The sequence below is a fragment of the Pseudomonas sp. C8002 genome (assembly GCF_013385765.1).
Classification (GTDB): Bacteria; Pseudomonadota; Gammaproteobacteria; order Pseudomonadales; family Pseudomonadaceae; genus Aquipseudomonas.
The window spans coordinates 25,292-47,875 of the sequence record NZ_JACAPJ010000001.1; the positions used below are offsets into that span (position 1 = coordinate 25,292).

Consider the following 22,584-nt stretch of genomic DNA (forward strand, 5'->3'; position numbering starts at 1 on the left):
GTTTACAAGGACTGTCATGGCGAGCGCACTGCTCGCCGTTCTGGCCACCCAGGCCCACGCGTCCAGCCTGGACCTGACCTACGAGGCACCTGTCCTCAGCGCTGTACCGCTCACGCCGCAGGCTGAGCCCAAGCCGCGCTTTGCGGTCAAAAGCCTTGCGCCGGTGACCGTGGAAAACAGCTGCACCGGCCGCGAGTGTACCTACGAAGGCGACATCAGCCTGCCCCGTGAGGAGCAGACTGTGCGGCGCATTTCCATCGGTATTCAATAAAGCCGGCTGGCGCCTCAGACAATCCCATACCGGGGCGCCGGCTTGCCTGTTTGCGTGGCCGCAAACAACGCACCACGCGCCGCATCATAGGTCTCCCACAACGAACCATCGGCCACCGACGGCCAGGTGATCGTCTCACCCTGATCCAGCCCGGCCAGTGCCGCGTCCACCAGGTTTTCGGTGGTCATGACCGACTCCTGTTCCAGGGCGGAAAGCGGAATGCCCGACGCGTCCCAGATCTCGGTAGCGGTGGCTGCCGGCAACACGATCTGCACCTTCACCCCGGTTTCCGCCAGTTCCGATTGCAAGCCACGGCTGAATGCCAGGACATAGCTCTTGGTGCCGCTGTACACCGAGCTGACCGGCAGCGAGTGCACGCCCAACACCGATGCCACGTTGATGATCAAACCTTCATTGCGCACCAGCATGCCCGACAGCGCCGCGTGGGTCAGGCGGGTGAGGGCGGTGATGTTCAGGGCGATCTGGGTCGTGGAATCCTCGACCGAGGATTGAGCCAGCGGATGCAGGCGGGCCAGGCCGGCGTTATTCACCAGCACCTGGATCGCCGGGTTGCCGGCGAGCAGGCTTTCAACACGGGCCAGGTCCGCGGGGTTTACCAGGTCGGCGCCGATGGTCTGGACCTCGCGCCCGTAGGCTTGAGTGATCTTCGCCGCCACTGCTTCGAGGCGGTCTTCACGACGGGCGACCAGGATCAAGTCGTAGCCACGGGCTGCCAATCGGTCGGCATACACGGCGCCAATACCTGAAGAAGCACCCGTGATCAGGGCAATTTTTGTGGAAGCAGGGGTCGACATGAACGGCTCCAATAGATGAGTACTCAACCAATATTGTTGAGGGCTCAAGTTATAGGCTTGGCGTTTGTCCTTGTCAATGGTTTAGTACTCAATCATTCTACCGGCATGGAGGATCTGAAAATGCCAACACACAAGACTGACAAGCCTGATGCCCGTGCCGACCTTTTGAGCCTGCTGGGGGACGTGGCGTGCACCAACAACGCACTGCGCCGTGCCGCCCGGCGGCTGGGCCAACTGTATGACGAAGCGCTGGCGCCGATTGGCCTGAAGGCTACGCAGGTCGGCTTGCTGGGTGAAATCGCCCGGTGGGCGGCGGTGGATGAGCAGGCAGGGCCGACGTTGCAGGAGCTGGCCGGACGCCTGGCGATCCTGATGTCGGCGCTGACCCATGCGATGAAGCCGCTGGTGCGCGACGGGATTGTCGAGCTGCGCCCGGATGCCCTGGACAAGCGCACCAAACGCTGCGTGCTCACGCCCAAGGGCGAAGCGCTGTTCAGTGAGGCGCTGGTGTATTGGGCGGCGGCCAATAACCGGGTAGAGGAGGTGCTGGGGCATGATTCGGCCGCGCAGCTGCGGGGCATGGCAGACCATGTCGCCTCCGAAGAATTTCTGGCGGACTACAACAGCCGATCCGCGCAGGCATAAGTCAGATCCTTTGGTTATTAGACAGACGCCGTTCGCCCATCCGATGCTGGGCCCCTCTCGATCAGGGGCTTTCCATGACCACTCAACGCCAACTGAAGCTGGGCGCGTTCATGCGTCCGGTCAGCATCCACACCGGCGCCTGGCGCTATCCCGGCGCTTACCGTGACGCCAACTTCAACTTCACGCACCTCAAGCAGTTTGCCCAAACCCTGGAGAAAGCGCGTTTCGATGCGTTCTTCATGGCCGACCACCTCGCCCTGCTCAACATGCCTATCGACGCGTTGAAGCGCAGCCACACCGCCACCTCCTTCGAACCGTTCACCTTATTGTCGGCCCTGAGCCAGGCCACCGAGCACATCGGCCTGGTAGCCACGGCCTCGACCACCTACGACGAACCGTTCCACATTGCCCGGCGCTTTGCGTCCCTGGATCATTTGAGCAACGGCCGCGCCGGCTGGAATATCGTCACCACTGCCAACCCGGATGCGGCGCAGAATTTCGGCCTGGAGCAGGCCTATGCCCACGACGAGCGCTACGCCCGTGCGCGGGAGTTCTACGATGTGGTCACCGGGCTCTGGGACAGTTGGGCCGATGATGCCTTCATCCGCGATGCCGACAGCGGTGTGTACTTCGACCCCGACAAGCTGCACACCCTCAATCACCAGGGCCGCTACCTCAATGTGCGCGGCCCGCTGCACATTGCCCGCCCGGTGCAGGGCTGGCCGGTGATCGTGCAGGCCGGCGCCTCGGAGCCCGGCCGGCAATTGGCGGCAGAAACCGCCGAGGTGATCTTCGTGGCGCCCGGCACGCTCGAGGAAGGGCGTAAATTCTATGCCGATATCAAGCGCCGGATGCTGGCGGTGGGGCGGCATCCCGACCATCTGAAGATCTTGCCCGGGGCGTTTGTGGTGGTCGGCGATACGCTGGAAGATGCGCGGCGGATTCGTGCGCATCTCGACAGCCTGGTGCATTACGAAAGTGCGATTGCCTCGCTGTCGATCGCGCTGGGTACCGACGCGACGAAGTTTGATCCCGACCAATACCTCCCGGCGATTCCCCAAACCAACGCCAGCCAGAGCTCCCGCGAACGGGTACTGGCGCTGGCTGATCGCGAACAGTTGACGGTGCGCCAATTGGCCCAGCGTCTTGGCGGTTATGCAGGTCTCTCGTTTGTCGGCACCGCCCACAGTATTGCCGATGAGATGCAGCAGTGGCTGGAAGAAGAGGGCAGCGATGGCTTCAACATCATGTTCCCGTGGCTGCCGGGCGGGCTCGATGACTTTGTGGCCAGGGTGGTGCCCGAGTTGCAGGGGCGCGGGATCTTCCGGCGCGAGTACGAAGGCTCTACCCTGCGGGAAAACCTCGGGCTGCCGCGTCCGGCGAACCGCTTCTTCGCCGAATGAGCGGGTATTTCTACCGTGGTTAGATCGTTTATTTCCTTCTGATTGGGGGCCATTCCCCAATCGCATATCTATCGCGCCGGTTTGGCCCTGATAGCGGAGCCGGCCGGCGTGATCACGCCAAAGCATCTGTCATCGCGGAATTATCCGCTGCCGCGCCCCGGGAAATCCCCATGCAGCGTCTATTCCTGCTGCAGGGCCAGCGTCTTGCGCCGTTGTGCGGCCTCTCTAGAATCGGCCCCAGAACTTACTCATTTCCTGTCGATTACGGAGTTTCGAAGATGATGAACGCCATGCAGATGCCAATGAACAACGCGATGCCGATGATGCCGATGATGGGCATGCCGATGATGATGGCAACCATGACCTGCAAGATGACCGACGAGGCCATGATGTGCACCATGAAGCCGGCCGCTGGCATGGACATGGCGATGTTCAAGAATAACGCCGAAATGATGGCGATGATGATGAACTGCGGCATGCCGATGATGATGCAGTGCGCCAACATGTCGATGATGTGCATGTCTGAAGACGGCATGGCGATGATGAACAGCATGTCGACCATGAACATGCCGATGATGATGCCGATGGGCATGCCTATGCCGATGATGAAGTGCGTCATGGAATGCAAGATGGAAGCCGACTGCATGACCTGCAAGATGATGCCGATGCCTGGCATGAGCATGGACATGATGAACAACTGCTGCATGCTGATGATGAAGATGATGAACGACTGCGCCATGCCGATGATGATGAGCTGCAACGGCATGCCGATGATGTGCTGCACCTGCTGATTGGTTTGGCGTGAAATCAAAAAGCCCCGGCGTGTGCCGGGGCTTTTTGCGTTTCAGTCCAGGCGTTCCGGGTAGGTGATCACCAGGAACGCCACCGCCTCACTGTCTGCGGGGTTGCGGTAGCGGTGGGGCTGGTCGGCGTAGAATAGGATCGAATCACCGGTGGACAGCAGGTAGCGTTCCTCGTTGACGCTGACTTCCAGCACGCCCTGGGCCACCACCAGGTTTTCCTGGATCCCGGGCCCGTGACCTTCTGAAATTTCCTCGCCGAGGGCCTTCAGGCGTATCTCGTAGAACTCCGACTGGCGCGCCATATCGTACGGAAACAGCGCCCGGCTGATGAAGCTGCCATCGGCACTCACCAGGCGTTTGCTCTGTTGCGCCGGCAGCAGCTCAACCCCTTCGAACGCTCGATTTTCCAGGAACGCCGCCACCGACACTTTCAAGCCTTTGGCGATCTTGCACAGCACCTTGATCGACGGCACGCTGCGCCCGGACTCGATCTGCGCGAGCATCGCCCGGCTTACGCCGCAGTTGCGCGCCAGGGCATCCAGCGACAGGTAGCGTTTACTGCGCAGGCGCTGCAAGTTCTGCGCGACGCACTGGCCGATGGCGTCATCGTCGCCGCTGTTGCAGTCCTTGGGTTTGGTGGGGAGGTCGGGCACTTCGGGTATCGCGTGCAGGAAATTCATCGCCTCACGCCCGGCGGGTATCGCTGGACGTGGTGACGTGTGCGGTAAACAGCGCGACCCCGGCCCGTGCCGCATACATCGCCCACATCAGTTCAGCCGCTGCGCGAGCCTGGCGGCGTTTGCGGTGGAGGGTGAAATCGATGACGGTGGCGGATGTTTGCATGACGTAAATCTCTGGGGACTCAATGGCTCTACAGTAATCGGTGCCGCTTATTTCCATAAATACTGAGTTTGCATTTGGTAATTCTATTTTGGACTTAACGCCGATGGGGGCCTGTGCGTTCATCAATGGTGACCCGCCGCGCTTCACGGGCTTCCCACCACAGACCTTGTGCCGGACCGAGCCCGTCGCAAAAACGAATTCCAAGGATTTACCCCCATGCCCCCCGCGTTTCCGTTCACCTCCCGAAAAGCCTGGCCCTTGCTGGGCTTTGGCGCCGCCCTGAGCTTCAGCCCGGCCACCCAGGCCGAAGACACGCTGCAACTGGCCCCCGTCGAAGTCAGCAGCGCCGAACTCAGCGCCGACGAACTGGCCGAGGTCCAGCTCAAGAGCGTGCCCGGCGCTACCAACTACATCGACATGGGCAGCGTCGATCAGGGGCGGGTGAGCACCAACGAGGACGTATTCAAGTACCAGGCCGGTGTTTATGCCAAGGCGGCAAACAACGAAGGGGTGAAGCTTTCGATCCGTGGCTCGGGTATCAACCGGGGCCCGGGCGCCCACGCTTCCGGCCTGTATGAAACCTTCGACGGCCTGCCACTGACCGGCCCGGGTGGCACGCCCTACGAACTCAAGGACCCGTTGTGGCTCAGCCGCGTTGAAGTGCTGCGTGGCGCCAACGGTTTTGACCAGGGCGCATTGGCCCTGGGTGGGGCAGTCAATTACGTGACCCACACCGGCTACGACGCGCCCAGGCTGCAAGTACGCTACGAAGCAGGCAGCCATGGCTACGGCCAGCGAGAGATCAGCTCGGGCCAGGTGCTGGGGGATGCCGACTACTACATCAGCCTCACCGACTCGCAATACGACGGTTTCCAGGACCACAGCGCCGGCAGCGGCAAGGGCATCGCGGCCAACTTCGGCTACCGCTTCAACCCCGACCTGGAAACCCGCTTCTACTTTCGCTACCGCGAAACCGACAACGATTCCCCCGGCAAACTGACCCGCGACCAGATCAGCCACGACCCGCGCGCCGCCGCCAGCCTCAACGTGGCGCGAGACTCGAAACGCACGCAACCGGGCTCGACCTGGATCGCCAACAAAACCACTCTGCACCTGGACGACAAAGCCCGGGTCGAGGTCGGGCTGGCGTATCACGATTATCCGATGGACCTGCGCGAGGGCACCAACCGTCTCAAGGTTGCCTACACCGACGTCAGCGGCACCCTGAATTACATCCGCCAGGACACATTGTTCGGGCGTGACAGCAAGACCACCCTCGGCCTGCGCACCACCCAGGCGATGCCGAACAACGGCGGCTCGGAATTCGTGCGGATCCCCACCGGCAATACGGCGGGCTACGCGCCCGGCACCAGGACCCGCGACTACAGCTACCTGGGTTCGGACAGCGTGCTGCATATCGGCAATGACCTGGAACTGCTGCCGGACCTGTGGCTGACCACCGGGCTGGCGGCGATCTACACCCGTCGTGAAACCGAAGTCAGCTACCCGCAGACCCACACACCCGTCAGCCAGCACGATTGGGATTACGCGCCAAGGGTTGGCCTGCGCTACGACTTCAGCCCCCAATTGCAGGTGTACGGCAACCTGAGTCGCTCGGTGGAACCGCCCCATGCGTGGTCGATGATCTGGGGTTCCAACAAGTACTTCCCCGTGGGCAGCGGCCCGGCCAGCGGTTTGCAGCGTGAAGGGGTAAAGCTGAAAAACCAGAACGCCACCACCCTGGAAGTCGGCGGTCGCGGTGAAGCGTGGTTCGGCCAGTGGGACCTGGCGCTGTACCGCTCCGAGGTGCGCCACGAACTGCTCAGCGTCGAAACCCAGGCCGCGACGTCCACCACGTCCGCAATAATCGCCGAATCCAACGCCAGCCCAACCGTGCACCAAGGCCTGGAGCTGAGCCTGATCAGCCCGCTGTGGGACGGTGGCCGCACGGGCCAGCTCGCCCTGCGCCAGGCCTACACCTACAGCGACTTCCACTACCGCAACGACGACCGCTTCGGCGACAACACCTTGCCCGGCATCCCCAGGCACTACTACCAGGCGCAATTGCGCTACAGCCACCCTAGCGGTTTCTACACCAGCCTCAATGGCGAACATTCATCGCGGGTCGCGGTGGACTACGCCAACTCCTACTACGCGGCGGCCTACACACTGCTCGGCGCGACGCTCGGGTACGACGCGCCGAAGCACGACTGGCAAGCCTGGGTCGACCTGCGCAACCTGACCAACCGGCGTTACGCGAACACGGTCACGCCGGGTTATGACGACAAGGGGCTGGATGTGGCGCGGTCGACGCCGGGGGATGGCATGGGGGTTTACACCGGGGTTTCCTGGAGCTGGCGTTAATCCATAAAGTGTTTGATGTTGGCAGTGGGTGATTGCTGGCAAAGGGCACGTTCAGCGAACGAAGGCTGCATGCACCAGGCGCTGCAGCTGCGTTCGCTCCCACAGGCTCATCAGATCGAGCGGATTGGTGCCGTAACGTTGCCAGGTGTCCAGTGAACCTTGCCTGTTATCCGGTGCAATACAGCGCAGGCAGCACTCCATAGCCGTCCCGCAGGTTGACAGCGTGACCTGCCAGCCGTCGATGTCGACAACCATTTGCTCGTCGCTGGAGCTGACGGGTTTCAGCGTTCGAACCTCTAATGCCACGTCCTTGAGCAGTTGATAGGCCTCGCGGGTGGAGACCGTGTTGGCGAAGGTTGTCATGCGTGATGTCCTTGTATGAGTCGCAGAAGTGTCGCGTGCGCACTGGTCGCTTTCAAGGTGGGCACAGCAAGTCGCAGATTCGTTGCAACCCATCACTCCATCCTTGCTCCCCCTTCGTTTTACTGTCATCGTTCGCGCAATTGGTAATCTTTCTTGTTTGAGAAATTTTTGCGCATGCATGACTTTCCTGTAGCTGATGGTGATATAGCCCGTCGCCAGCAGACCATCACCACCCTCTACAGCGACCATCATTCCTGGTTGCACGGTTGGCTGCGCAAGAAACTCGGCTGCTCGCAACATGCCGCCGACCTGGCCCACGACGCGTTTATCCGCATCCTGCTGCTGGCCGACCCCCATACCATCAAGGAACCCCGCGCCTTCCTGGCCACCACGGCGGGGCGCTTGATGATCGATGGCGCGCGTCGGCGGCGCATCGAAAAGGCCTACATGGAAGCCCTGGCGATCCAGAGCGAAGATGCCGGCATGCCGGACCCGGCGGCGATTCATGTGGCACTGCAGGCCCTGGAACGCATTGCCGAAATGCTCATCGGCCTGCCCGCCAAGGCCCGCGAGGCATTCCTGCTCAGTCGCCTCGACGGGCTGACCTACAGCGAAATCGCCGAACAACTGCAGGTGTCTTCCAGCACCGTGAAGAACTACATCTCCAGTGCGTTGGTGCATTGCTATCACACCCTGCACGGGGCGGACCCGCTGTCGTGAGTTCCGAGCAGATCATCAGTGAAGCCGCCTGCTGGCTGACGTTGTTGCATGACGACCACGTGACCGAGGCCGACCGCGCAGCCTTCGAGAAATGGTGCCAGGCCGACCCACGGCATGCGGTCGCTATCGAGCGCATGCGCAGCCTGTGGGGCAGCCTCGACGAGTTGCCCGCCGCCCCGGCGCGCATGGCCCTGAACCGTGCATTTGCCCCACAGAAAACAAGGTTTGCCGCCCGCAGCACCCAGGCCGTCGCGCTGTTGGGTGTGTTGCTGTGCGGCTGGGCCGGGATTGAGCGCCTGCCGGTGTGGATGGCCGACCAACGCACCAGCGTGGGCGAACGGCGCCAGGTGGCACTGACCGACGGCAGCCAGGTGCAGCTCAACAGCAACTCGGCACTGGACGTGAAGTTTGACGGCCACCAACGGGTGATCGAACTGTTGCAGGGCGAGATGTGGGTCGAGGTGGCCAAGGACGCGCAACGGCCGTTCGTGGTGCACACCGACCAGGGCACGGCCACGGCGTTGGGCACGCGGTTCCTGGTGCGCAAGGCCGAGGATGGCGCGACCGTGGTCACCGTGATCGAGTCCACCGTGGCCGTCAAAGGCACCGTTGCGGGCGACGTGAAAGTGCCGGCGGGGCAGAAGTCCACGCTCCAGGACGGCCGTGCCGGCACCCCACAACCCATCGGCAACGCCGACCCGGACGCCTGGACCCGTGGTTTGCTCAAGGTCGACGACCAGCCCCTGAGCGAGGTCCTGCAAACCCTCGCCGGTTACCGCCATGGGCTGGTGCGCTTTGATCCGCAGGCGCTGCAAGGGATGCGCGTGTCCGGGGTATTCAAGCTCGACGACACCGGCGCGGCCCTGGCGTCACTGGCGGATAACCTGCCGATCAAGGTCGAGTACTTCACCGATTTGGTGGTGGTGATCAAGCCGCTGTAAAAAGTCTGAATAAAAACTGCTCTCATTCATACCCGATTTTCCGACATGGCCGTCATGACTAATAGAACCCCCATTTCCCAGGACTTCTCATGTCGCGCCTTGCTCGTCCTTTACAGCCATTGACCCTTTCAGTGGCGATGGCGTTTGCCGCCGTACCCCTGCTGACCGTTCATGCGTCCTACGCGGCTGAAAGCGCTGCGTTCTCCATTCCCGCCGGTGACCTGAGCCAGGCCCTCAACAGCCTCGCCGAACAGGCGGGCCTGGTATTGGCCTTTGATTCGAGCCTGACCCGTGGCAAACACAGCAATGGCCTGAACGGGCAATACAATACCGACGCCGCCCTGGCCCAAGTGTTGGCCGGCAGCGGCCTGCAAGCCCTGAAGATCGCCGACGACCGCTACCGTCTCGAAGCCATCCCGCACACCGATGGCGCCATGGAGTTGCAGGCCACCACCATCAGCGGCGCGTACCAGTCGGAAAGCCCCACCGGCCCGGTGTCTGGCTACGTGGCCACCCGCAGCCTGTCGGGCACCAAGACCGACACCGCACTGATCGAAACCCCGCAGTCGATCTCAGTGGTCACCAAAGACCAGATGCGCGCGCAGAACGCCGAGAGCCTCAACCAGATCCTGCGCTACAGCGCTGCCGTGATCCCGGAAACCCGTGGCTCCACCGCCTCGCGCCTCGACCAGTTGACCATCCGTGGCTTCACCCCGGCGACCTACCTCGACGGCCTGCGTATGCCCTCGAGCCGGGATGCCCTGCCGCAAAAAGACGCCTTCGACCTGGAGCGCGTCGAAGTGCTGCGCGGGCCGGCGTCGGTGCTGTACGGGCAGGGCACCCCCAGCGGCGTGATCAACATGGTCAGCAAACGCCCGCTGGACACGCCGTTCCATGAAGTCGGCGTCGAGTACGGGACCTTCAACAAGAAGCGCACGACCTTTGACTTGAGTGGCCCGCTGGACGACCAAGGCGTTTATTCCTACCGCGTTGCCGGCCTGTTCGACGATGCCGACGGGCAGATCGAGCACACCGAAACCCGTCGCCAGTCCCTGTCCAGCGCCTTCACCTGGCGACCGGACGAGAATACCTCGCTGACCTTGCTCGGGCACTTCCAGAAGGACCCCAAGGGCGCGTCCTACGGCTCGATGCCAGCCTGGGGCTCGGTGCTGCACAGCCCGACGGGGCGCAAGATCGACGTGGATTTCTACGACGGCGAGAAAAGCTTCGAGAAGAGCGACCGCGAGTATTACTCCATCGGCTACGCCTTCGAACATCACTTCAACGATGTCTGGACTGTGCGCCAGAATGCGCGCTACCTGCGCAGCGAAGGGCAATACCGCAGCCTCTACAGCAACTACCTGGAGAGCGATTACCGCACCATCCGCCGCTCGACCACTGCCAGCGACGTGAACATCGACGCCTATGCCCTCGACAACCAGTTGCAGGCCAAATTCGACACCGGCCCGTTGCAGCACACCGTGCTGATGGGCGCCGATTACCAGAACACCAGCACTGACACCAAGTCGGGCAACGGCGTGTACACGGCAGGGCCTACGCTGGATATTTTCGACCCGGTCTACGGCGCGGCCGTGCCGGTGCCGGCCTACACCAGCGACGCCACCTCGCGCAGCGAGCAAACGGGGGTGTACCTGCAAGAGCAGATGAAGTGGGACAAATGGGTGCTGTTGATGGGCGGGCGTTATGACTGGGCCAGCACCGACAACAGTACCCTGGCGATGACCACCCAGAAAAAGACCAAGTCGTCCCAGGACAGCAAGGCCTTCACCGGCCGCCTGGGCCTGGTCTACCTGTTCGATAACGGCCTGGCGCCGTATGTCAGCTACTCGGAATCCTTCCAGCCGCAATCCGGCACGGGCTACGGCGGTTCGACGTTCCAGCCGACCGAGGGCAAGCAGACGGAAATCGGCATCAAGTACCAGCCGCCGGGCAGCAACAGCTTCATCACGGCTGCCATTTTCGACCTGCGCCAGACCAACGTACCGACGCTGGACCCGGACGCTTCCCACCTGTGCAACGGCTCGCGTTGCCAGATTCAGGACGGTGAAGTGCAATCCCGCGGGTTTGAACTGGAAGGCAAGGCCAGCCTGAACGACAACCTGGATATCACTGCGGCCTATGCCTACCTGGATAACCGCATCAGCAAATCCAACAACACCGTGCGTTATGCGCCCATCAGCGACATCGGTGTCGGCCCGGCCATTGCGGCCGAAGGCACCACCACCTACGCGGTGCCGCGTCATACCGCGTCGGCCTGGGCGGATTACACCCTGCACGACGGCACGCTGAAGGGCTTCGGCGTGGGGGCCGGTGCGCGCTATGTCGGTTCTTCCTGGGGCGATACCGCCAACACCCTGAAGGTGCCCGGTTACACCCTGTTTGATGCAGCGGTGCACTACGACATCCCGCACATCAATCGTCAGGGTGACAACCTGCGCCTGGCGGTAAACGCCACCAACCTGGCGAATAAAGAGTACGTCGCGTCCTGCTATTCCTACTCGTGGTGCTGGTATGGCTCGCAGCGTACCGTGCAGGCCAGTGCGACCTATCAGTGGTAAATAAAAAGGCCTTGGCGAAAGGATTCGGGAGCAGCATCGCCAAGGCCGAAAAACGTTAGTTCGCCACCGGCTCAATCAGCTTGGAAACCATCGGCGCCTGCCACTGCTCCAGGGCATCAATCAGGGCGCCGGGGTCTTCGTTGAACATCAGCATCCGGCTGTGCTCGACCTTCATGAAGCCTTCCTTCACGGCGTGATCCAACAGGGCGCGCACCGGGTTGAAGAACCCCTCCGTATTCAGGCACGCCACGCCCTTGTGGTGTTCGCCGACCTGGGTCAGCGTGGCCGCCTCGAACAACTCCTCCAGGGTTCCCAGCCCGCCGGGCAAGGCAATGAAACCGTCGGCGCAGTCGCTCATGCGTGTCTTGCGGCTGCGCATGTCTTGAGTCACTTCATGGTGGGTAAGCCCGGCGTGGGAATGGCCGCGTTCATGCAGTAACTCGGTGATCACGCCGATGACTTCGCCACCTTCAGCCAGCGCAGCATCCGCCACCACGCCCATCAAGCCCTTGTGGGTGCCGCCGTAGACCAGGCGTATGCCGCGCCGGGCGATTTCCCGGCCGAGGGCTTGGGCGCCATCCGCATAGCGCGGGTTGAAGCCGAAATTGGTACCGCAGAAAACTGCAAGGCTGCGCAGGGGAGTGGGCATGGGCATTCCAGGCGGGTGAGGACAAGCTGTCCAGCATGGCGCCACTCGCCGGTGGGCGAAAGAGCCAAGAACGCGCAGGCGGATCAGGCCATGAGTGCGTCCAGGATGCGTTTTCCAAGGGCTTCGGCGATGGCCTCGGATTCGATATTGGCAAAGCCCAGCAGCAGGCCGGGGCCGGTCTGGCCTTGAATATTCCAGTCGCTCAAGGCTTCGGCATAAATGCCGGCCTGCGCCAGGCGTTCCACGCACAGGCGGTCTGACTGTTGTGCATTGAGGCGCAGGATCAAGTGCATCCCGCCCGGCTGGGCGTCAATCGAAATATGCTCGCGCAAGGCCTTGCGCAAGCCCCTGGCGGTGGCCTCCCGACGCTCACCGTAGAGCTTGCGCATGCGCTGGATATGCCGCGCAAAATGCCCCTCGGTCATAAACGTTGCGACGATCGCCTGGGTCAACTCCGGGCAGCCCCCGAGGAAGGTCTGGCTGACATGTTCGAAGCGTTCCACTTGAGCTGCCGGCACCACCAGATAGGCCAGGCGGATGCCGGGGAACAACACCTTGCTGAAGGTTCCGGCGTACAGCACTCGGCCGTCGCGGTCCAGGCTCTTGAGGGCCGGCAGCGGGCGGCTCACGTAGCGGTATTCGCCGTCGTAGTCGTCCTCGATGATCCAGGCCTGCTGGCGACTCGCCCAATCCAGCAGTTCCAGGCGCCTGGGCAAGGACAGCGAGACACACAGCGGGCTTTGATGGGCCGGCGTGACCACTACGGCGCGGGCGCCTTTGCCCTGTTGCACGGCCCGGGATACCTGCATGCCATCCGGGTCCACCGGCACCGGTATGGCCTTGATATTCAGGTAATCCAGCAACGGCCGGGTGAACAGGTAGCCCGGGTCTTCCACCAGCACCCGATCGCCCGGTTCCAGCAGTGCATGGGCGATCAGCCCCAGCGTATTGCGATAGCCCGAGGTGACGAAGACCTGCGCCGGCGAACAGTGGATGCCCCGGGCGACCTGCAAGTAGCTGGCAATCGCCGTGCGCAGCGAGTGCAGGCCGAACACGCACGGGTTGGCCATGTCGGCGACCTGGGTGGCCCGCACGCAGCGGGCGGCGATTTTCGACCAGATCTTGCGAGGGAACGCATCCAGTGCGGGCAGCCCCATTTGAAACGGCAACACGGCGGCCTTGTGCCGCACGGCATTCTGGTCGCTGGCCGTCATGGGGCGCTCCGGCAGGCTGGCCTTGATCCCTTCAGCCACCACCGTGCCGGCCTGGCCTCGGGCCTGGATATAGCCCTCGGCTGCCAGCAGCGAATACGCCGTGTCGATGGTGCCCCTGGCCAACCCCAGCTCCTTGGCCAGGGCCCGGGCTGCGGGTATGCGTTCGCCCGGCTTGAGCAAACCGTCGGCAATCGCGCTGCGGAACCGCCAGTAAAGTTGCCGGTAAATCGGCTCCGCGGCGCCGGCGTCCAGCGGTGAAAAGGCCTTGATCGAAGTGCTCATCCGGCGGCGGGTCCTGTTCAGGTGGCGAAATAATCGTGCAGCGCCTGGTCGGTCTGGCGGCGCGTCTGGGCCAGAGTTTCCGGGCGGGAAGCGGTGCCTTCGACGGTGAAGAAGGTCACGTCATGCAGGCCGATCATGCCCAGTATGGTTTTCAGGTACGGCGTCAGGAAGTCCGGCTGGTGCGCGCGCTCCCCGGAAAACCGCCCGCCTGAGGCGATGGCGACGAACACTGGCCGGTCCTGCAACAGGCCGATCTTGCCCTGGGCCGAGATATCGAAGGTGCGGCGCACCCGTGCGATGTGATCGAGCCATAGCTTGAGGGCCGCGGGCACCGAGTAGTTATGCATGGGGGTGGCGATCACCACAATGTCGGCCAGCTCCAGTTCCTGAACAAGCCGCTCGGACTGGGCCATCGACCCCTCGGACGAGACGTCCACGAGGGACTGCTGGGACGTTGCATAAGGCTCGTCCACCGGTGCCAGGGCATTTGCGGCAATGCCGCGCTGGATCACCTCGGCGTCCGGGTGCCGCTGGCGCAGGCATTCAATGATCTTGAGGGAGAGGGCGTTGCTCTCCGACGCTTGCCCGCGAGGGCTGGCACTGACATGGAGGATATTCATGGTGCGTTGCTTCCTGGATGGATGGCCCTCAGTCTACGAACCCCATGACCCATGCCAAAGAGCCAAGAATCATGATTCAGAGTAGGCCATGTCCGCGGGTCCATGGCCTAGCGCTCAAGCCGGATCATGGATCTTTTTGGGTGGGCCATGGCGCCGCAAGATGGCGGCTTCATCCAACCGCTACAGGACTTCACCATGACAACGCGTCTCGACTACTCCAAAGCTTCCCCTGAAGGTTACAAGGCGTTCGGCGGGGTTTACGTCTACCTGCAAAACAGCGGCCTGTCCAAGGAGCTGATCGACCTGGTCTACCTGCGGGTTTCGCAAGTCAACGGCTGCGCCTTTTGCATCGACATGCACTCGCGGGACCTGCTCAAGCAAGGCCTGGCCGTGGACAAGCTGGTGCTGGTGCCAGTGTGGCACGACGCTGGCGCAGTCTTCACCCAGCGTGAGCGCGTGGCGCTGGCCTTTGCCGAAGCCGTGACCGCCAGTGATGTTTCGGACGCCGACTATGCGGCAGCGGCCGCCGAGTTCAGCGACAAGGAACTGGCTGACCTGACCTACGGCATCGCCTTGATGAATGCCTTCAACCGACTGGGCATCACCTTCCGTACCACGCCAGCGGCGGCTGCCAAGGCATAGCCAACGCTGATTCGGTGTGGCGGGGCTGCTCGCCACACACTCACTGTATTTCCTGAGGGCTCATCCCATGGCATGGCTACTGCTCGGCTTGGCCGGCATCCTTGAAATCGCCTTCGCGTTCGCGATGAAGGCCTCGGACGGTTTCACCCGATTCACCCCCGGATTGCTCACCGTCGTGACCGGCGTTTCCAGCGTGATCCTGCTGTCGATGGCACTGCGCACCCTGCCGGTGGGCAGCGCCTACGCGGTCTGGACTGGAATCGGCGCAGCGGGCACCGCGATCCTCGGCATGGCATTGCTGGGCGATTCCACCGCGCCATTGCGGGTTTTGTGCATCGTGCTGATCCTGGCCGGCGTGATCGGCCTGAAACTGGTCTCCGCCAACTAGTGCTGCCTGCGAGCGGGTATTTCTCGGAGATGGCCTTTTAACATTCCCACCCACTCTTTATCATCCGCCCCCAGCAACTCCGGCCATGGAGACGCTCCATTCACTAAGGAAGTCGTAATGCACATTGGAAAAATGCTGGGGTTGGCCCTGATCACGTTGTCGATGGGCGGCTGCGCCAGCTTCACGAAAGACGAAGTGGCACCCGTCACGCTGCCATCGAAGGCCAGCTACGCCAACAAACCGAACGTCTACGTAGACTTCAAGTTCTACCAGGGCGAGCCGACAAATGCCGCCGCGGCCGAAGTCCCACAAGCGCGTGAGATGCTCAAGCCACAGCTGCAGAAAGTCCTGACTGACTCCGGCCTGTTTGGTCGCGTGACCCTGGATGAATTCCAGAAGCAGCCAGGCGATTACAGCCTGCGCCTGAAGGTCTACAACCATCCACCGGGTGGCGGCCAACTGGTACTGGCCTTTATCAGCGGCTTTACCTTCACCATCATTCCGGCGCTGGGGACTGATCAGTACACCATGAAGCTGGAATCGGTGGACGCACAAGGCCAGGCACTGAGCACCGGCTCCAACCACGACTCGATCAATACCTGGATGGGCATCTGGTTCATCCCGTTGATGGCCAATACGCCGAAAGACGCGGTGACCGATACCTTCACCCGCCAGGTCAATGCCCTGCTCAAGCAAATGGTCGACGGTAATAACCTGAAGTATTCGGCGCTGGATGCCGGCGTGCCACGGGCGTGACACGTAACTGAACGTTTGAAACAGCTGCGAGGGCAGGGTGGCCGATCCTCGCAGCCCAGGCCTTACTTAAGCGCCTTGATGAACAACGGGTCGCTGTACAGCGACTTGAGCAAATCCCGCACCATCGGGTTGTAGGCGTTGGCGGCATTCGGGATCGCAATGAACCCGAAGAACGAACTGGGCCAGGTGTGATTCACTTCCTTGGTCGCGTCGTACACCACGTCATTGCCCTTGAGCAGGGTAAACCGCGCGGCCAGCGTGCCGTTGCCGGAGCCCATGCCTGCCGACAGCGAATTCTTCACCACCAGCACTTGCAGATGACGTTCTGCTTGCGGGTTCAGCAGGCCTGCCAGTTGCAGTTCCTGGGTGATTGCAGCCTGAATATGCGCCGGGATGCTGCCACTGGGCGAGCGGATCGGGTTGGCACGTACAGACAACGAGCCTTCGCCCGATGCGGCCGTCACCTGGGCATTGCTGACGGGTTGCAGCGGCGCTGCTTGCTTGAGGACCTGGACGTTATCGAAGTTCGGCTCGTATTGCGTCATGGTGACGCCGCAGCCTTGCAACAGCAGCGCGAGCAATGGGGTCAACAGTAGAAGCTTTTTCACGGCGTTTCCTTGCGTGAGTGTGGGAGAGCGCCGCGATTATCGTCAGGCAATGGGCCATCGGCAACCAACAGTGGCAAAATGCCTGAATGGCAACGCTGTTACTCGGTTCGGTTTCAGGTCGGAAAATTCACCGATAAGGCAATTTGCTGGCCCCTTTGTAACAAAATTCTCGCCAAAATCACTTTTATTTTCAGGTGGTTAGGCGGGATGCAAATGCGCAATGTGGGAATCATGCTGATCGCCTGTGCCGTGGCGGGTGGGGCGGTTTCGGTTGAGGCACGGGAGCTGCGGGACAACGACAAGTACATGTGCAGCTGGGGTGCAGGCACCGCCGCCCGGGCCCAGGAATTGAAGCTGTCGGGCGTCTCGCTGTACGCCGCGCGGCAGAAGCTGAAGACCTACCAGTTCAAGAAACCCTGGATGCACATGATGGCCATGGGCATCACCGAGCAGACCTACGACAGCCGTTCGCGGGTCAAGCCCGAAGTGATTCGCCAGAGTTTTTATCAGGACTGTTTGCGCTACAAGCTGGCGCGTAAATAACCCTTATTTATCCAGCAGCAATTGGAGCCTTGAGAACGACTGGTCGTAGTTGGGCTCCCACGGAAAGCGCCCTTGTTTGTCCGGCCAGACCATTTGCAACGCAGGGAAATCAGCTTTGATCGAGGCGTAGAACCAGCCGGCATAACCGAGGTACTCGCGGTAGTGCCTGCGGTCTACAGGAATGAAGGCGATGCGCATGCCTTCGGCAATATCGTCATAGGGCTTGTAGGTTTCATAGGCGGCTTTTGCACCGGCAAAGCGGATCGCGGCGATGTTCAGCAACTGCTGGGCAATCTGCGGGGGCAGCCCGAATACGATGATTTCCGGTTGGCCGAAGTTGGCGTAGAACCCCAGGGAGTAGGCGAACGAAGGCTCACCGTCTTCAGCCCGCACATGCACATGGTGCCAGCCGATCTTCTTGATATCCGCCAACACCTTCTCGTCATATTCCGAATCTGCCTTGGGCAACTGGAATCCCGGAAGCGGGGCCTTGGCTGAAGTGTTCATCGAGAACAATGAGGCGGCGAAGAGGGCGACGGCGCGAATGATGTTCATCAGAGTCCTTTCTGCGGGATCAGGGGTTGAAAGCGCGATGAGGCTAGCAGTGTTGGGTTCGCTCGGCAAAGTGACCGATGCACCGCCCAGTACAAAATCTGCGTAAGCCTGTCCAACTTCGCCCCGGAGCCAGTCCTCATACTGGCCCCAGGTAACCGAAGAGGCACATGCCATGACCCGCTACGTCATCACTCCATACGAAACCCCGTCCCTCGCCATCCACGGCGACGACGCCCGCTTCCCGCTGCGCCGGGTGTTCTGTGTCGGGCGCAACTACAGCGAACATGCCCGCGAAATGGGCCACGACCCCGACCGCGAGCCGCCGTTCTTTTTCATGAAGCCGGCTGATGCCGTGGTGCCCGCCGAGGGCGTGATCGCCTATCCGCCGCTGACCGCCGATCTGCACCATGAAGTCGAGTTGGTGGTGGCCATCGGCAAGGGCGGGGTGGACATTGCCCCGGAAGATGCCCTCGCGCATATCTGGGGTTACGGCCTGGGCATCGACCTGACCCGCCGCGACCTCCAGGCCCAGGCGAAAAAGCTGTCGCGGCCGTGGGAATGGGCCAAGGCCTTCGATGAGTCGGCACCCTGCACGGCGTTGCAGCCGGTGAGTGCCGTCGGCCACCCGGGCACTGGGCGAATCTGGCTCAAGGTGAATGGCGAGCAACGTCAAGTGGGCGATCTGGCAGACCAGATCTGGTCGGTCAGTGAGGTGATCAGCCACGCGTCCAAATCCGTGGCGCTGAAAGCCGGCGACTTGATCTTTACCGGCACCCCGGCGGGCGTCGGCGCCTTGCAACCGGGCGATGTGGTGACCGCCGGGATCGACGGCCTGGCCGAACTGAGCTTCACCCTCGGCCAGGGTTGACGCTACAGTGGTGCCCAGGCCCCCCGAGAAACGTGTATGCCCGGCACCCGCATCACCACCTATGGCATGGAACAACGCAGCGACCGCTCCGACTTCTACATCCGCGACAAGCGGGGCAGGGCGGCGCTGACCAGTCCCCATCGCCACGAATACTTCCAGATTCAGATCAACCTGGGCGGCGACACCGTGCAGCACATCGGCGGTGCGGTGCGCCCGTTCCCGAAAAAGGCCCTGGCCTTTATCCTGCCCCATCGCCTGCATGTGATTCCCCATCCCGAAGACGGCGACTTCATGCTGATCAATTTCAGCCAGGGCTTTTTCCTGCCGCAACTGACCTGCGACCCGCTGGACCTGGAAGACATCCCCATCGGCCAGGCGCCGGAGCTGTCGCCGTTCCGCTTCCAGGAGCAGCTGGATTTCATCCTCGACGACGCGGCCTTCGAAGAAGTCAAAACCTGGCTGGAACACATGCGTAGCCTGGACGCCCACCGCAGCTTCGGCGCCCGGGAGCGGCTCAAGGGTTACCTGTTCCAGTTGATCGGGCTGGTGTGCCAACAGTACGCCGAACCGCTCCAGGCGTTCGCCGCCAACAACGCCACCCGGCGTGGGCGCAAGGATGCCCTGGCCCGGGTGCAAGGCTACATCCGCGAGCATTTGCACGAGCCGTCGCTGAACCTGACGGATGCCGCGGCGGCGGCGTTCCTGTCGCCCAACTACCTGACCCACCTGTTGCGCAAGGAAACCGGCAAACCCTTCTCCCAGTTGGTGCTCGACCGGCGCATGCAACTGGCGCGCACGCTGCTGCTCAACAGCCCGCAGATGATCGGCGCGATTGCGCACCGTTGCGGGTTTACCGACGAGGCGTATTTTTCCCGGTGTTTCCGCAAGGCCCACGGGCTGGCGCCGGGGCAGTTCAGGCGGCGTGAGCAGGATTAACGCGCAATCCGGCTGACTGTTTTACAAATCCACCACAACCGATGTGTTTCAATTTACATACAATTGAGCGTCTCATCGGGAGGCGGTGCACATGGGTTCGGTTATACGGTTGGCAACTCCGGGCGATATCAATGCCATTTTCGACATTCGCACCGCTGTGGTGCAGAACCACTTAAGCCGCGAGCAGATGGCTGAGCTGGGCATTACCCCGCAAGTCGTCGCCGACAGCATGCGCGAGGCGCCTTGCGTATGGCTTGCCGAACTGGACGGCAGGCCTGTCGCGTTTGCAATGGTTGATCTTGCCGAAGGCGAGGTGTTCGCCCTGTTTGTATTGCCGTCTCACGAGAACCTTGGGTTGGGCCGCCAATTGATGGCAGTGGCCGAGGCCGCGCTGTTCGAGCACCACGACACGCTCTTCCTGATCACGGATGGGCGGGATCAGATCCGTGCCAACGGTTTTTACCAGCGGCTTGGCTGGGCAGTGGTCGACACGGCCGAGGGCGACGATGTTCGCTATCAGAAACACAAGGTGCAATGAGTGTATGAGTGAGCTGGAACCCCCTCAATCCAACGCCTTGCGCTATTTTTGCGTCGGGGTTCTATGTGTCGCGGTGTTGTTGGGGACCTATTTCGTTCGGCTCAATGCCCAGGTAGACCGGCAGCGGGAAGAGGCGGCGGAGCGCCTGGCGTTATGCCGCCAGGCGGCGAGTGTTTCGCGCGCCACGCCCCAGGACGAACTTGTATTGGTGGATCCGTGCAAACACCTGTATCAGCACGACTTGAAGAAGCCCACGCACTTTTAATCAATAACCTTATTTTTATCGAGGAATTAAACAGCGAAGTTTGTTTAACGATGCGCTGTTATTGCACCAAAAAGTGGCATTTCCAATAATCGGATCCATTAAAAAAGTGTGGTTATTGAATGACTTAGCGCTGTTTTAATCCGACGAAAGGTTGAAAATTATCTTGTTACAAGTTTTCCCGCTGGGTAATATAGCCGGGCGTTCACCTCCCACGGTTTATGCATTTTTAAATCCCAAGTTTCCATCAGCTACTTGGGATTTTTTTTGCCCGCGATTTGAGCGTTGTATCAATCCTCTACGTCGGCAAACTCTGCACGCATCCGCCCATTGCGCTTGGCCTGGTACAGCAACTTGTCGACGGCTTCGACAAAGGCCAGCGCCGCGCTGCCCGGCGTTACCGTGCAAGTGCCTACGCCCAGGCTCAGTGTCAGCAGGTCCGACACCGCCGAGTGCTCATGCGCGATCTGCTGCTGGCGGATCAAGTGCAGGCAGCGTTCGGCCACGCGCCGTGCCGACTCGGCATCGGTTTCCGGCAGCAACCACACAAATTCCTCACCGCCGATGCGCGCAATGAAGTCCCGTGGCCGGTTGGCCGCCTGCGACAGCGTGCGTGCCACCTGGCGCAGGCATTCGTCGCCCTTGATATGCCCGTAGAGGTCGTTGTACTGCTTGAAATAGTCGATATCCAACAGGATCAACGACAGCGGCAATTGGCTGCGCTGGGCGCTGGTCCATTCCCGCGCCAGCACGGTGTCGAACATGCGCCGGTTGGCGATGCCGGTGAGGCCGTCCTGGAACGAATACTCCTCCAGCTGTTTTTGCAGGCGAATCAGGTGTTCTTCGGTCTTCTTGCGCTCGCTGATGTCGAACATGAAGCCGATCAGCGCCTGCACCTCGCCGTCCTTGCGCTCCACGTGCACCACGTCGCGAATCCACACGTACTCACCGCTGGCGGTCAGCGCCCGGTAATCGGCTTCATGATCGACCCCGGCCCGGGACTGCGAGACGCAGAAGTTGACCACGTATTCGCGGTCATCCGGGTGCATGCGTTCCACCCAGTCGTCCACGGTGGCCCAGCTCTGTGGCGTCCAGCCCAGCAGCGCCTCGATTTGCGGGCCGATGTAGCTGAAGGTCATGGTCGGCCAGTCGATGCGCCAGGGGATGGCCTTGGTCGATTCCAGCAACGTCTTGTACACAGCACTGTCGGGTTCGATCAAAGGTTCGATACTCATGCGGGGTGCTCTCGGTGTCGGAAAAAACCAGAGCATCTGGCCATCATCGCCAGGAAGCAAGCCCTTCGCGTGGCATCGGATAAGAGGGGGGCTGTGTGGTTTTTCTGGCGTCAGCCGGCCAGCGGTTTTAGCCGAAATGCGCACCAAGTATCACTTTTGAATTAATTCCCGGGCAGTTTGAAAAAGCTCATCTACCCTAGACGGATCACGTCCTCCGAGCCCCGTACAGGGAAGGGTGCCCGCATGATTTCGATCGCCGAGTTTCGCCACATCATGGAGTCGGGCTTCCTGCCCCTCGCCTGTGACTGCTCATTGAACAGCGACGGTTCGCTGCGCATCAACATCTTCGACCCGGCCTCCGGGCGCGTCGACCTGCTGCTGCCCCGTGTGTCGCCCCAGGGTCTGGACAGCATCCGTTCCATCTCAAACCTGATTGGCGAACTGCGCACCGAGATCAAGGCCGGGCGCAGGGGTTTTGCAGCGGTCAGTTAGCGGATCAGGAGATCGCTTGTGCCGTCGGGGTAGTCACTACCCCGTAACCGCGCCAGCAGCAATGCTCGCGGTGCCCCGGCAGGAACACGCAGCCGCCAAGGTTCATGAGCAGGACGGCGGCAACCAGCAGTGAAATTCGACGAGACATGGTGATTTCCTCAAGGTGATGGGCGTCGCCAACCAACAGAACGCGCCTGTCGATTACCAACGGTTAACCCTTGAACGCGGCCATATGGATAAATCCGTCGC

Annotated in this window: 28 protein-coding genes; 16 read left to right on the plus strand and 12 right to left on the minus strand. The window is 61.7% G+C overall.

Annotated features, from left to right (window positions below):
• The first annotated feature begins 16 nt into the window (after positions 1–16).
• Positions 17–271 carry a hypothetical protein gene (locus HX814_RS00105; protein WP_177009783.1) on the plus strand — a complete coding sequence of 85 codons (255 nt, stop codon included), beginning with the start codon at positions 17–19 and terminating at the stop codon, positions 269–271.
• A 14-nt stretch (positions 272–285) separates the two neighbouring features.
• Here HX814_RS00105 and HX814_RS00110 read toward each other — a convergent pair whose 3' ends face one another.
• A complete protein-coding gene (locus HX814_RS00110) occupies positions 286–1,086 on the minus strand; it encodes an SDR family oxidoreductase (RefSeq protein ID WP_177009782.1) in 801 nt (266 codons plus the stop codon).
• Positions 1,087–1,206: 120 nt separating this feature from the next.
• Between HX814_RS00110 and HX814_RS00115 the strand changes: the two genes are divergently transcribed.
• Positions 1,207–1,731 carry a MarR family winged helix-turn-helix transcriptional regulator gene (locus HX814_RS00115; RefSeq protein WP_003219677.1) on the plus strand — a complete coding sequence of 175 codons (525 nt, stop codon included), beginning with the start codon at positions 1,207–1,209 and terminating at the stop codon, positions 1,729–1,731.
• Positions 1,732–1,805: 74 nt separating this feature from the next.
• A complete protein-coding gene (locus HX814_RS00120; protein ID WP_003219678.1) occupies positions 1,806–3,134 on the plus strand; it encodes an LLM class flavin-dependent oxidoreductase in 1,329 nt (442 codons plus the stop codon).
• A 262-nt stretch (positions 3,135–3,396) separates the two neighbouring features.
• Here the strand turns inward: HX814_RS00120 and HX814_RS31640 are convergent, their stop codons facing one another.
• The 3 genes from HX814_RS31640 to HX814_RS00135 are packed head-to-tail and all read right to left on the minus strand — an operon-like array spanning position 3,397 to position 4,780.
• Positions 3,397–3,918: a hypothetical protein gene (locus HX814_RS31640; RefSeq protein WP_043225000.1), complete on the minus strand. Its 522-nt coding sequence runs from the start codon at positions 3,916–3,918 to the stop codon at positions 3,397–3,399.
• A 60-nt stretch (positions 3,919–3,978) separates the two neighbouring features.
• Entirely contained in the window at positions 3,979–4,617 is a 639-nt protein-coding gene (locus HX814_RS00130) for a helix-turn-helix domain-containing protein (protein ID WP_008436005.1), read from the minus strand.
• 4 nt (positions 4,618–4,621) lie between these two features.
• A complete protein-coding gene (locus tag HX814_RS00135) occupies positions 4,622–4,780 on the minus strand; it encodes a hypothetical protein (RefSeq protein WP_003219684.1) in 159 nt (52 codons plus the stop codon).
• A gap of 216 nt (positions 4,781–4,996) precedes the next feature.
• Here HX814_RS00135 and HX814_RS00140 point away from each other — a divergent pair, with 216 nt between their 5' ends.
• Positions 4,997–7,144: a TonB-dependent receptor domain-containing protein gene (locus tag HX814_RS00140; RefSeq protein WP_177009781.1), complete on the plus strand. Its 2,148-nt coding sequence runs from the start codon at positions 4,997–4,999 to the stop codon at positions 7,142–7,144.
• Positions 7,145–7,195: 51 nt separating this feature from the next.
• On the opposite strand, the gene HX814_RS00145 is transcribed toward HX814_RS00140, so the two are convergent.
• Positions 7,196–7,507, minus strand: coding sequence for a hypothetical protein (locus HX814_RS00145; protein WP_008435994.1), 312 nt, complete (start codon positions 7,505–7,507; stop codon positions 7,196–7,198).
• A 174-nt stretch (positions 7,508–7,681) separates the two neighbouring features.
• On the opposite strand from HX814_RS00145, the gene HX814_RS00150 reads away from it, so the two are divergent.
• The 3 genes from HX814_RS00150 (at position 7,682) to HX814_RS00160 (ending at position 11,747) form a co-directional block, all read left to right on the plus strand.
• Positions 7,682–8,227, plus strand: coding sequence for a sigma-70 family RNA polymerase sigma factor (locus HX814_RS00150; protein ID WP_003219688.1), 546 nt, complete (start codon positions 7,682–7,684; stop codon positions 8,225–8,227).
• Positions 8,224–9,168 (plus strand): FecR family protein, encoded by a 945-nt coding sequence (locus HX814_RS00155; RefSeq protein WP_177009780.1) that lies wholly within the window; start codon positions 8,224–8,226, stop codon positions 9,166–9,168. Before HX814_RS00150 ends, HX814_RS00155 begins: the two co-directional genes overlap by 4 nt.
• Before the next feature lie 89 nt (positions 9,169–9,257).
• On the plus strand, positions 9,258–11,747 hold the full coding sequence (locus HX814_RS00160) for a TonB-dependent siderophore receptor (protein ID WP_177009779.1): 2,490 nt from the start codon (positions 9,258–9,260) through the stop codon (positions 11,745–11,747).
• 55 nt (positions 11,748–11,802) lie between these two features.
• Here the strand turns inward: HX814_RS00160 and HX814_RS00165 are convergent, their stop codons facing one another.
• The 3 genes from HX814_RS00165 to HX814_RS00175 form a co-directional block, all read right to left on the minus strand.
• The gene (locus HX814_RS00165; RefSeq protein WP_177009778.1) at positions 11,803–12,402 is read right to left on the minus strand and encodes a TIGR00730 family Rossman fold protein; all 600 of its coding nucleotides are present in this window, start codon (positions 12,400–12,402) and stop codon (positions 11,803–11,805) included.
• 77 nt (positions 12,403–12,479) lie between these two features.
• Entirely contained in the window at positions 12,480–13,892 is a 1,413-nt protein-coding gene (locus HX814_RS00170) for a PLP-dependent aminotransferase family protein (RefSeq protein WP_177009777.1), read from the minus strand.
• Between the two features lie 17 nt (positions 13,893–13,909).
• Complete coding sequence (locus tag HX814_RS00175; RefSeq protein ID WP_087693030.1) at positions 13,910–14,512, minus strand: FMN-dependent NADH-azoreductase; 603 nt, start codon at positions 14,510–14,512, stop codon at positions 13,910–13,912.
• Positions 14,513–14,707: 195 nt separating this feature from the next.
• Here HX814_RS00175 and HX814_RS00180 point away from each other — a divergent pair, with 195 nt between their 5' ends.
• The 3 genes from HX814_RS00180 (at position 14,708) to HX814_RS00190 (ending at position 16,298) form a co-directional block, all read left to right on the plus strand.
• Positions 14,708–15,154 carry a carboxymuconolactone decarboxylase family protein gene (locus tag HX814_RS00180; RefSeq protein ID WP_029615984.1) on the plus strand — a complete coding sequence of 149 codons (447 nt, stop codon included), beginning with the start codon at positions 14,708–14,710 and terminating at the stop codon, positions 15,152–15,154.
• Between the two features lie 67 nt (positions 15,155–15,221).
• Positions 15,222–15,542, plus strand: a complete 321-nt coding sequence (locus tag HX814_RS00185; protein WP_087693029.1) for a multidrug efflux SMR transporter — start codon at positions 15,222–15,224, stop codon at positions 15,540–15,542.
• 117 nt (positions 15,543–15,659) lie between these two features.
• Entirely contained in the window at positions 15,660–16,298 is a 639-nt protein-coding gene (locus HX814_RS00190) for a hypothetical protein (RefSeq protein ID WP_003219694.1), read from the plus strand.
• A gap of 62 nt (positions 16,299–16,360) precedes the next feature.
• On the opposite strand, the gene HX814_RS00195 is transcribed toward HX814_RS00190, so the two are convergent.
• Positions 16,361–16,906 carry a hypothetical protein gene (locus HX814_RS00195; protein ID WP_003219695.1) on the minus strand — a complete coding sequence of 182 codons (546 nt, stop codon included), beginning with the start codon at positions 16,904–16,906 and terminating at the stop codon, positions 16,361–16,363.
• Positions 16,907–17,119: 213 nt separating this feature from the next.
• Here HX814_RS00195 and HX814_RS00200 point away from each other — a divergent pair, with 213 nt between their 5' ends.
• Positions 17,120–17,449 (plus strand): hypothetical protein, encoded by a 330-nt coding sequence (locus HX814_RS00200; RefSeq protein WP_174717799.1) that lies wholly within the window; start codon positions 17,120–17,122, stop codon positions 17,447–17,449.
• Positions 17,450–17,452: 3 nt separating this feature from the next.
• On the opposite strand, the gene HX814_RS00205 is transcribed toward HX814_RS00200, so the two are convergent.
• Positions 17,453–18,004, minus strand: a complete 552-nt coding sequence (locus tag HX814_RS00205) for a DUF4262 domain-containing protein (protein WP_003219697.1) — start codon at positions 18,002–18,004, stop codon at positions 17,453–17,455.
• A 172-nt stretch (positions 18,005–18,176) separates the two neighbouring features.
• Between HX814_RS00205 and HX814_RS00210 the strand changes: the two genes are divergently transcribed.
• From HX814_RS00210 to HX814_RS00225, 4 genes are all read left to right on the plus strand, one after another.
• Complete coding sequence (locus tag HX814_RS00210; RefSeq protein WP_177009776.1) at positions 18,177–18,872, plus strand: fumarylacetoacetate hydrolase family protein; 696 nt, start codon at positions 18,177–18,179, stop codon at positions 18,870–18,872.
• Between the two features lie 36 nt (positions 18,873–18,908).
• Positions 18,909–19,808: an AraC family transcriptional regulator gene (locus tag HX814_RS00215; RefSeq protein ID WP_177009775.1), complete on the plus strand. Its 900-nt coding sequence runs from the start codon at positions 18,909–18,911 to the stop codon at positions 19,806–19,808.
• 91 nt (positions 19,809–19,899) lie between these two features.
• Positions 19,900–20,346 carry a GNAT family N-acetyltransferase gene (locus tag HX814_RS00220; protein ID WP_003219700.1) on the plus strand — a complete coding sequence of 149 codons (447 nt, stop codon included), beginning with the start codon at positions 19,900–19,902 and terminating at the stop codon, positions 20,344–20,346.
• Between the two features lie 4 nt (positions 20,347–20,350).
• The gene (locus HX814_RS00225) at positions 20,351–20,611 is read left to right on the plus strand and encodes a hypothetical protein (RefSeq protein ID WP_177009774.1); all 261 of its coding nucleotides are present in this window, start codon (positions 20,351–20,353) and stop codon (positions 20,609–20,611) included.
• Between the two features lie 287 nt (positions 20,612–20,898).
• Here HX814_RS00225 and HX814_RS00230 read toward each other — a convergent pair whose 3' ends face one another.
• Positions 20,899–21,843, minus strand: a complete 945-nt coding sequence (locus tag HX814_RS00230) for a sensor domain-containing diguanylate cyclase (protein WP_177009773.1) — start codon at positions 21,841–21,843, stop codon at positions 20,899–20,901.
• Between the two features lie 243 nt (positions 21,844–22,086).
• On the opposite strand from HX814_RS00230, the gene HX814_RS00235 reads away from it, so the two are divergent.
• Entirely contained in the window at positions 22,087–22,335 is a 249-nt protein-coding gene (locus HX814_RS00235; RefSeq protein WP_008435982.1) for a DUF1652 domain-containing protein, read from the plus strand.
• 4 nt (positions 22,336–22,339) lie between these two features.
• On the opposite strand, the gene HX814_RS00240 is transcribed toward HX814_RS00235, so the two are convergent.
• Positions 22,340–22,483: a hypothetical protein gene (locus tag HX814_RS00240; protein ID WP_166742173.1), complete on the minus strand. Its 144-nt coding sequence runs from the start codon at positions 22,481–22,483 to the stop codon at positions 22,340–22,342.
• Positions 22,484–22,584: the final 101 nt, after the last annotated feature.

What these genes read in the sequence shown, in the direction of transcription:
- HX814_RS00105 (WP_177009783.1), top strand. Translation starts at nt 17, where the DNA reads ATGGCGAGCGCACTGCTCGCCGTTCTGGCCACCCAGGCCCACGCGTCC.
- HX814_RS00110 (WP_177009782.1), bottom strand. Translation starts at nt 1,086, where the DNA reads ATGTCGACCCCTGCTTCCACAAAAATTGCCCTGATCACGGGTGCTTCT.
- HX814_RS00115 (WP_003219677.1), top strand. Translation starts at nt 1,207, where the DNA reads ATGCCAACACACAAGACTGACAAGCCTGATGCCCGTGCCGACCTTTTG.
- HX814_RS00120 (WP_003219678.1), top strand. Translation starts at nt 1,806, where the DNA reads ATGACCACTCAACGCCAACTGAAGCTGGGCGCGTTCATGCGTCCGGTC.
- HX814_RS00130 (WP_008436005.1), bottom strand. Translation starts at nt 4,617, where the DNA reads ATGAATTTCCTGCACGCGATACCCGAAGTGCCCGACCTCCCCACCAAA.
- HX814_RS00135 (WP_003219684.1), bottom strand. Translation starts at nt 4,780, where the DNA reads ATGCAAACATCCGCCACCGTCATCGATTTCACCCTCCACCGCAAACGC.
- HX814_RS00140 (WP_177009781.1), top strand. Translation starts at nt 4,997, where the DNA reads ATGCCCCCCGCGTTTCCGTTCACCTCCCGAAAAGCCTGGCCCTTGCTG.
- HX814_RS00145 (WP_008435994.1), bottom strand. Translation starts at nt 7,507, where the DNA reads ATGACAACCTTCGCCAACACGGTCTCCACCCGCGAGGCCTATCAACTG.
- HX814_RS00150 (WP_003219688.1), top strand. Translation starts at nt 7,682, where the DNA reads ATGCATGACTTTCCTGTAGCTGATGGTGATATAGCCCGTCGCCAGCAG.
- HX814_RS00160 (WP_177009779.1), top strand. Translation starts at nt 9,258, where the DNA reads ATGTCGCGCCTTGCTCGTCCTTTACAGCCATTGACCCTTTCAGTGGCG.
- HX814_RS00165 (WP_177009778.1), bottom strand. Translation starts at nt 12,402, where the DNA reads ATGCCCATGCCCACTCCCCTGCGCAGCCTTGCAGTTTTCTGCGGTACC.
- HX814_RS00170 (WP_177009777.1), bottom strand. Translation starts at nt 13,892, where the DNA reads ATGAGCACTTCGATCAAGGCCTTTTCACCGCTGGACGCCGGCGCCGCG.
- HX814_RS00175 (WP_087693030.1), bottom strand. Translation starts at nt 14,512, where the DNA reads ATGAATATCCTCCATGTCAGTGCCAGCCCTCGCGGGCAAGCGTCGGAG.
- HX814_RS00180 (WP_029615984.1), top strand. Translation starts at nt 14,708, where the DNA reads ATGACAACGCGTCTCGACTACTCCAAAGCTTCCCCTGAAGGTTACAAG.
- HX814_RS00185 (WP_087693029.1), top strand. Translation starts at nt 15,222, where the DNA reads ATGGCATGGCTACTGCTCGGCTTGGCCGGCATCCTTGAAATCGCCTTC.
- HX814_RS00190 (WP_003219694.1), top strand. Translation starts at nt 15,660, where the DNA reads ATGCACATTGGAAAAATGCTGGGGTTGGCCCTGATCACGTTGTCGATG.
- HX814_RS00200 (WP_174717799.1), top strand. Translation starts at nt 17,120, where the DNA reads ATGCGCAATGTGGGAATCATGCTGATCGCCTGTGCCGTGGCGGGTGGG.
- HX814_RS00205 (WP_003219697.1), bottom strand. Translation starts at nt 18,004, where the DNA reads ATGAACATCATTCGCGCCGTCGCCCTCTTCGCCGCCTCATTGTTCTCG.
- HX814_RS00210 (WP_177009776.1), top strand. Translation starts at nt 18,177, where the DNA reads ATGACCCGCTACGTCATCACTCCATACGAAACCCCGTCCCTCGCCATC.
- HX814_RS00215 (WP_177009775.1), top strand. Translation starts at nt 18,909, where the DNA reads ATGCCCGGCACCCGCATCACCACCTATGGCATGGAACAACGCAGCGAC.
- HX814_RS00220 (WP_003219700.1), top strand. Translation starts at nt 19,900, where the DNA reads ATGGGTTCGGTTATACGGTTGGCAACTCCGGGCGATATCAATGCCATT.
- HX814_RS00225 (WP_177009774.1), top strand. Translation starts at nt 20,351, where the DNA reads ATGAGTGAGCTGGAACCCCCTCAATCCAACGCCTTGCGCTATTTTTGC.
- HX814_RS00230 (WP_177009773.1), bottom strand. Translation starts at nt 21,843, where the DNA reads ATGAGTATCGAACCTTTGATCGAACCCGACAGTGCTGTGTACAAGACG.
- HX814_RS00235 (WP_008435982.1), top strand. Translation starts at nt 22,087, where the DNA reads ATGATTTCGATCGCCGAGTTTCGCCACATCATGGAGTCGGGCTTCCTG.
- HX814_RS00240 (WP_166742173.1), bottom strand. Translation starts at nt 22,483, where the DNA reads ATGTCTCGTCGAATTTCACTGCTGGTTGCCGCCGTCCTGCTCATGAAC.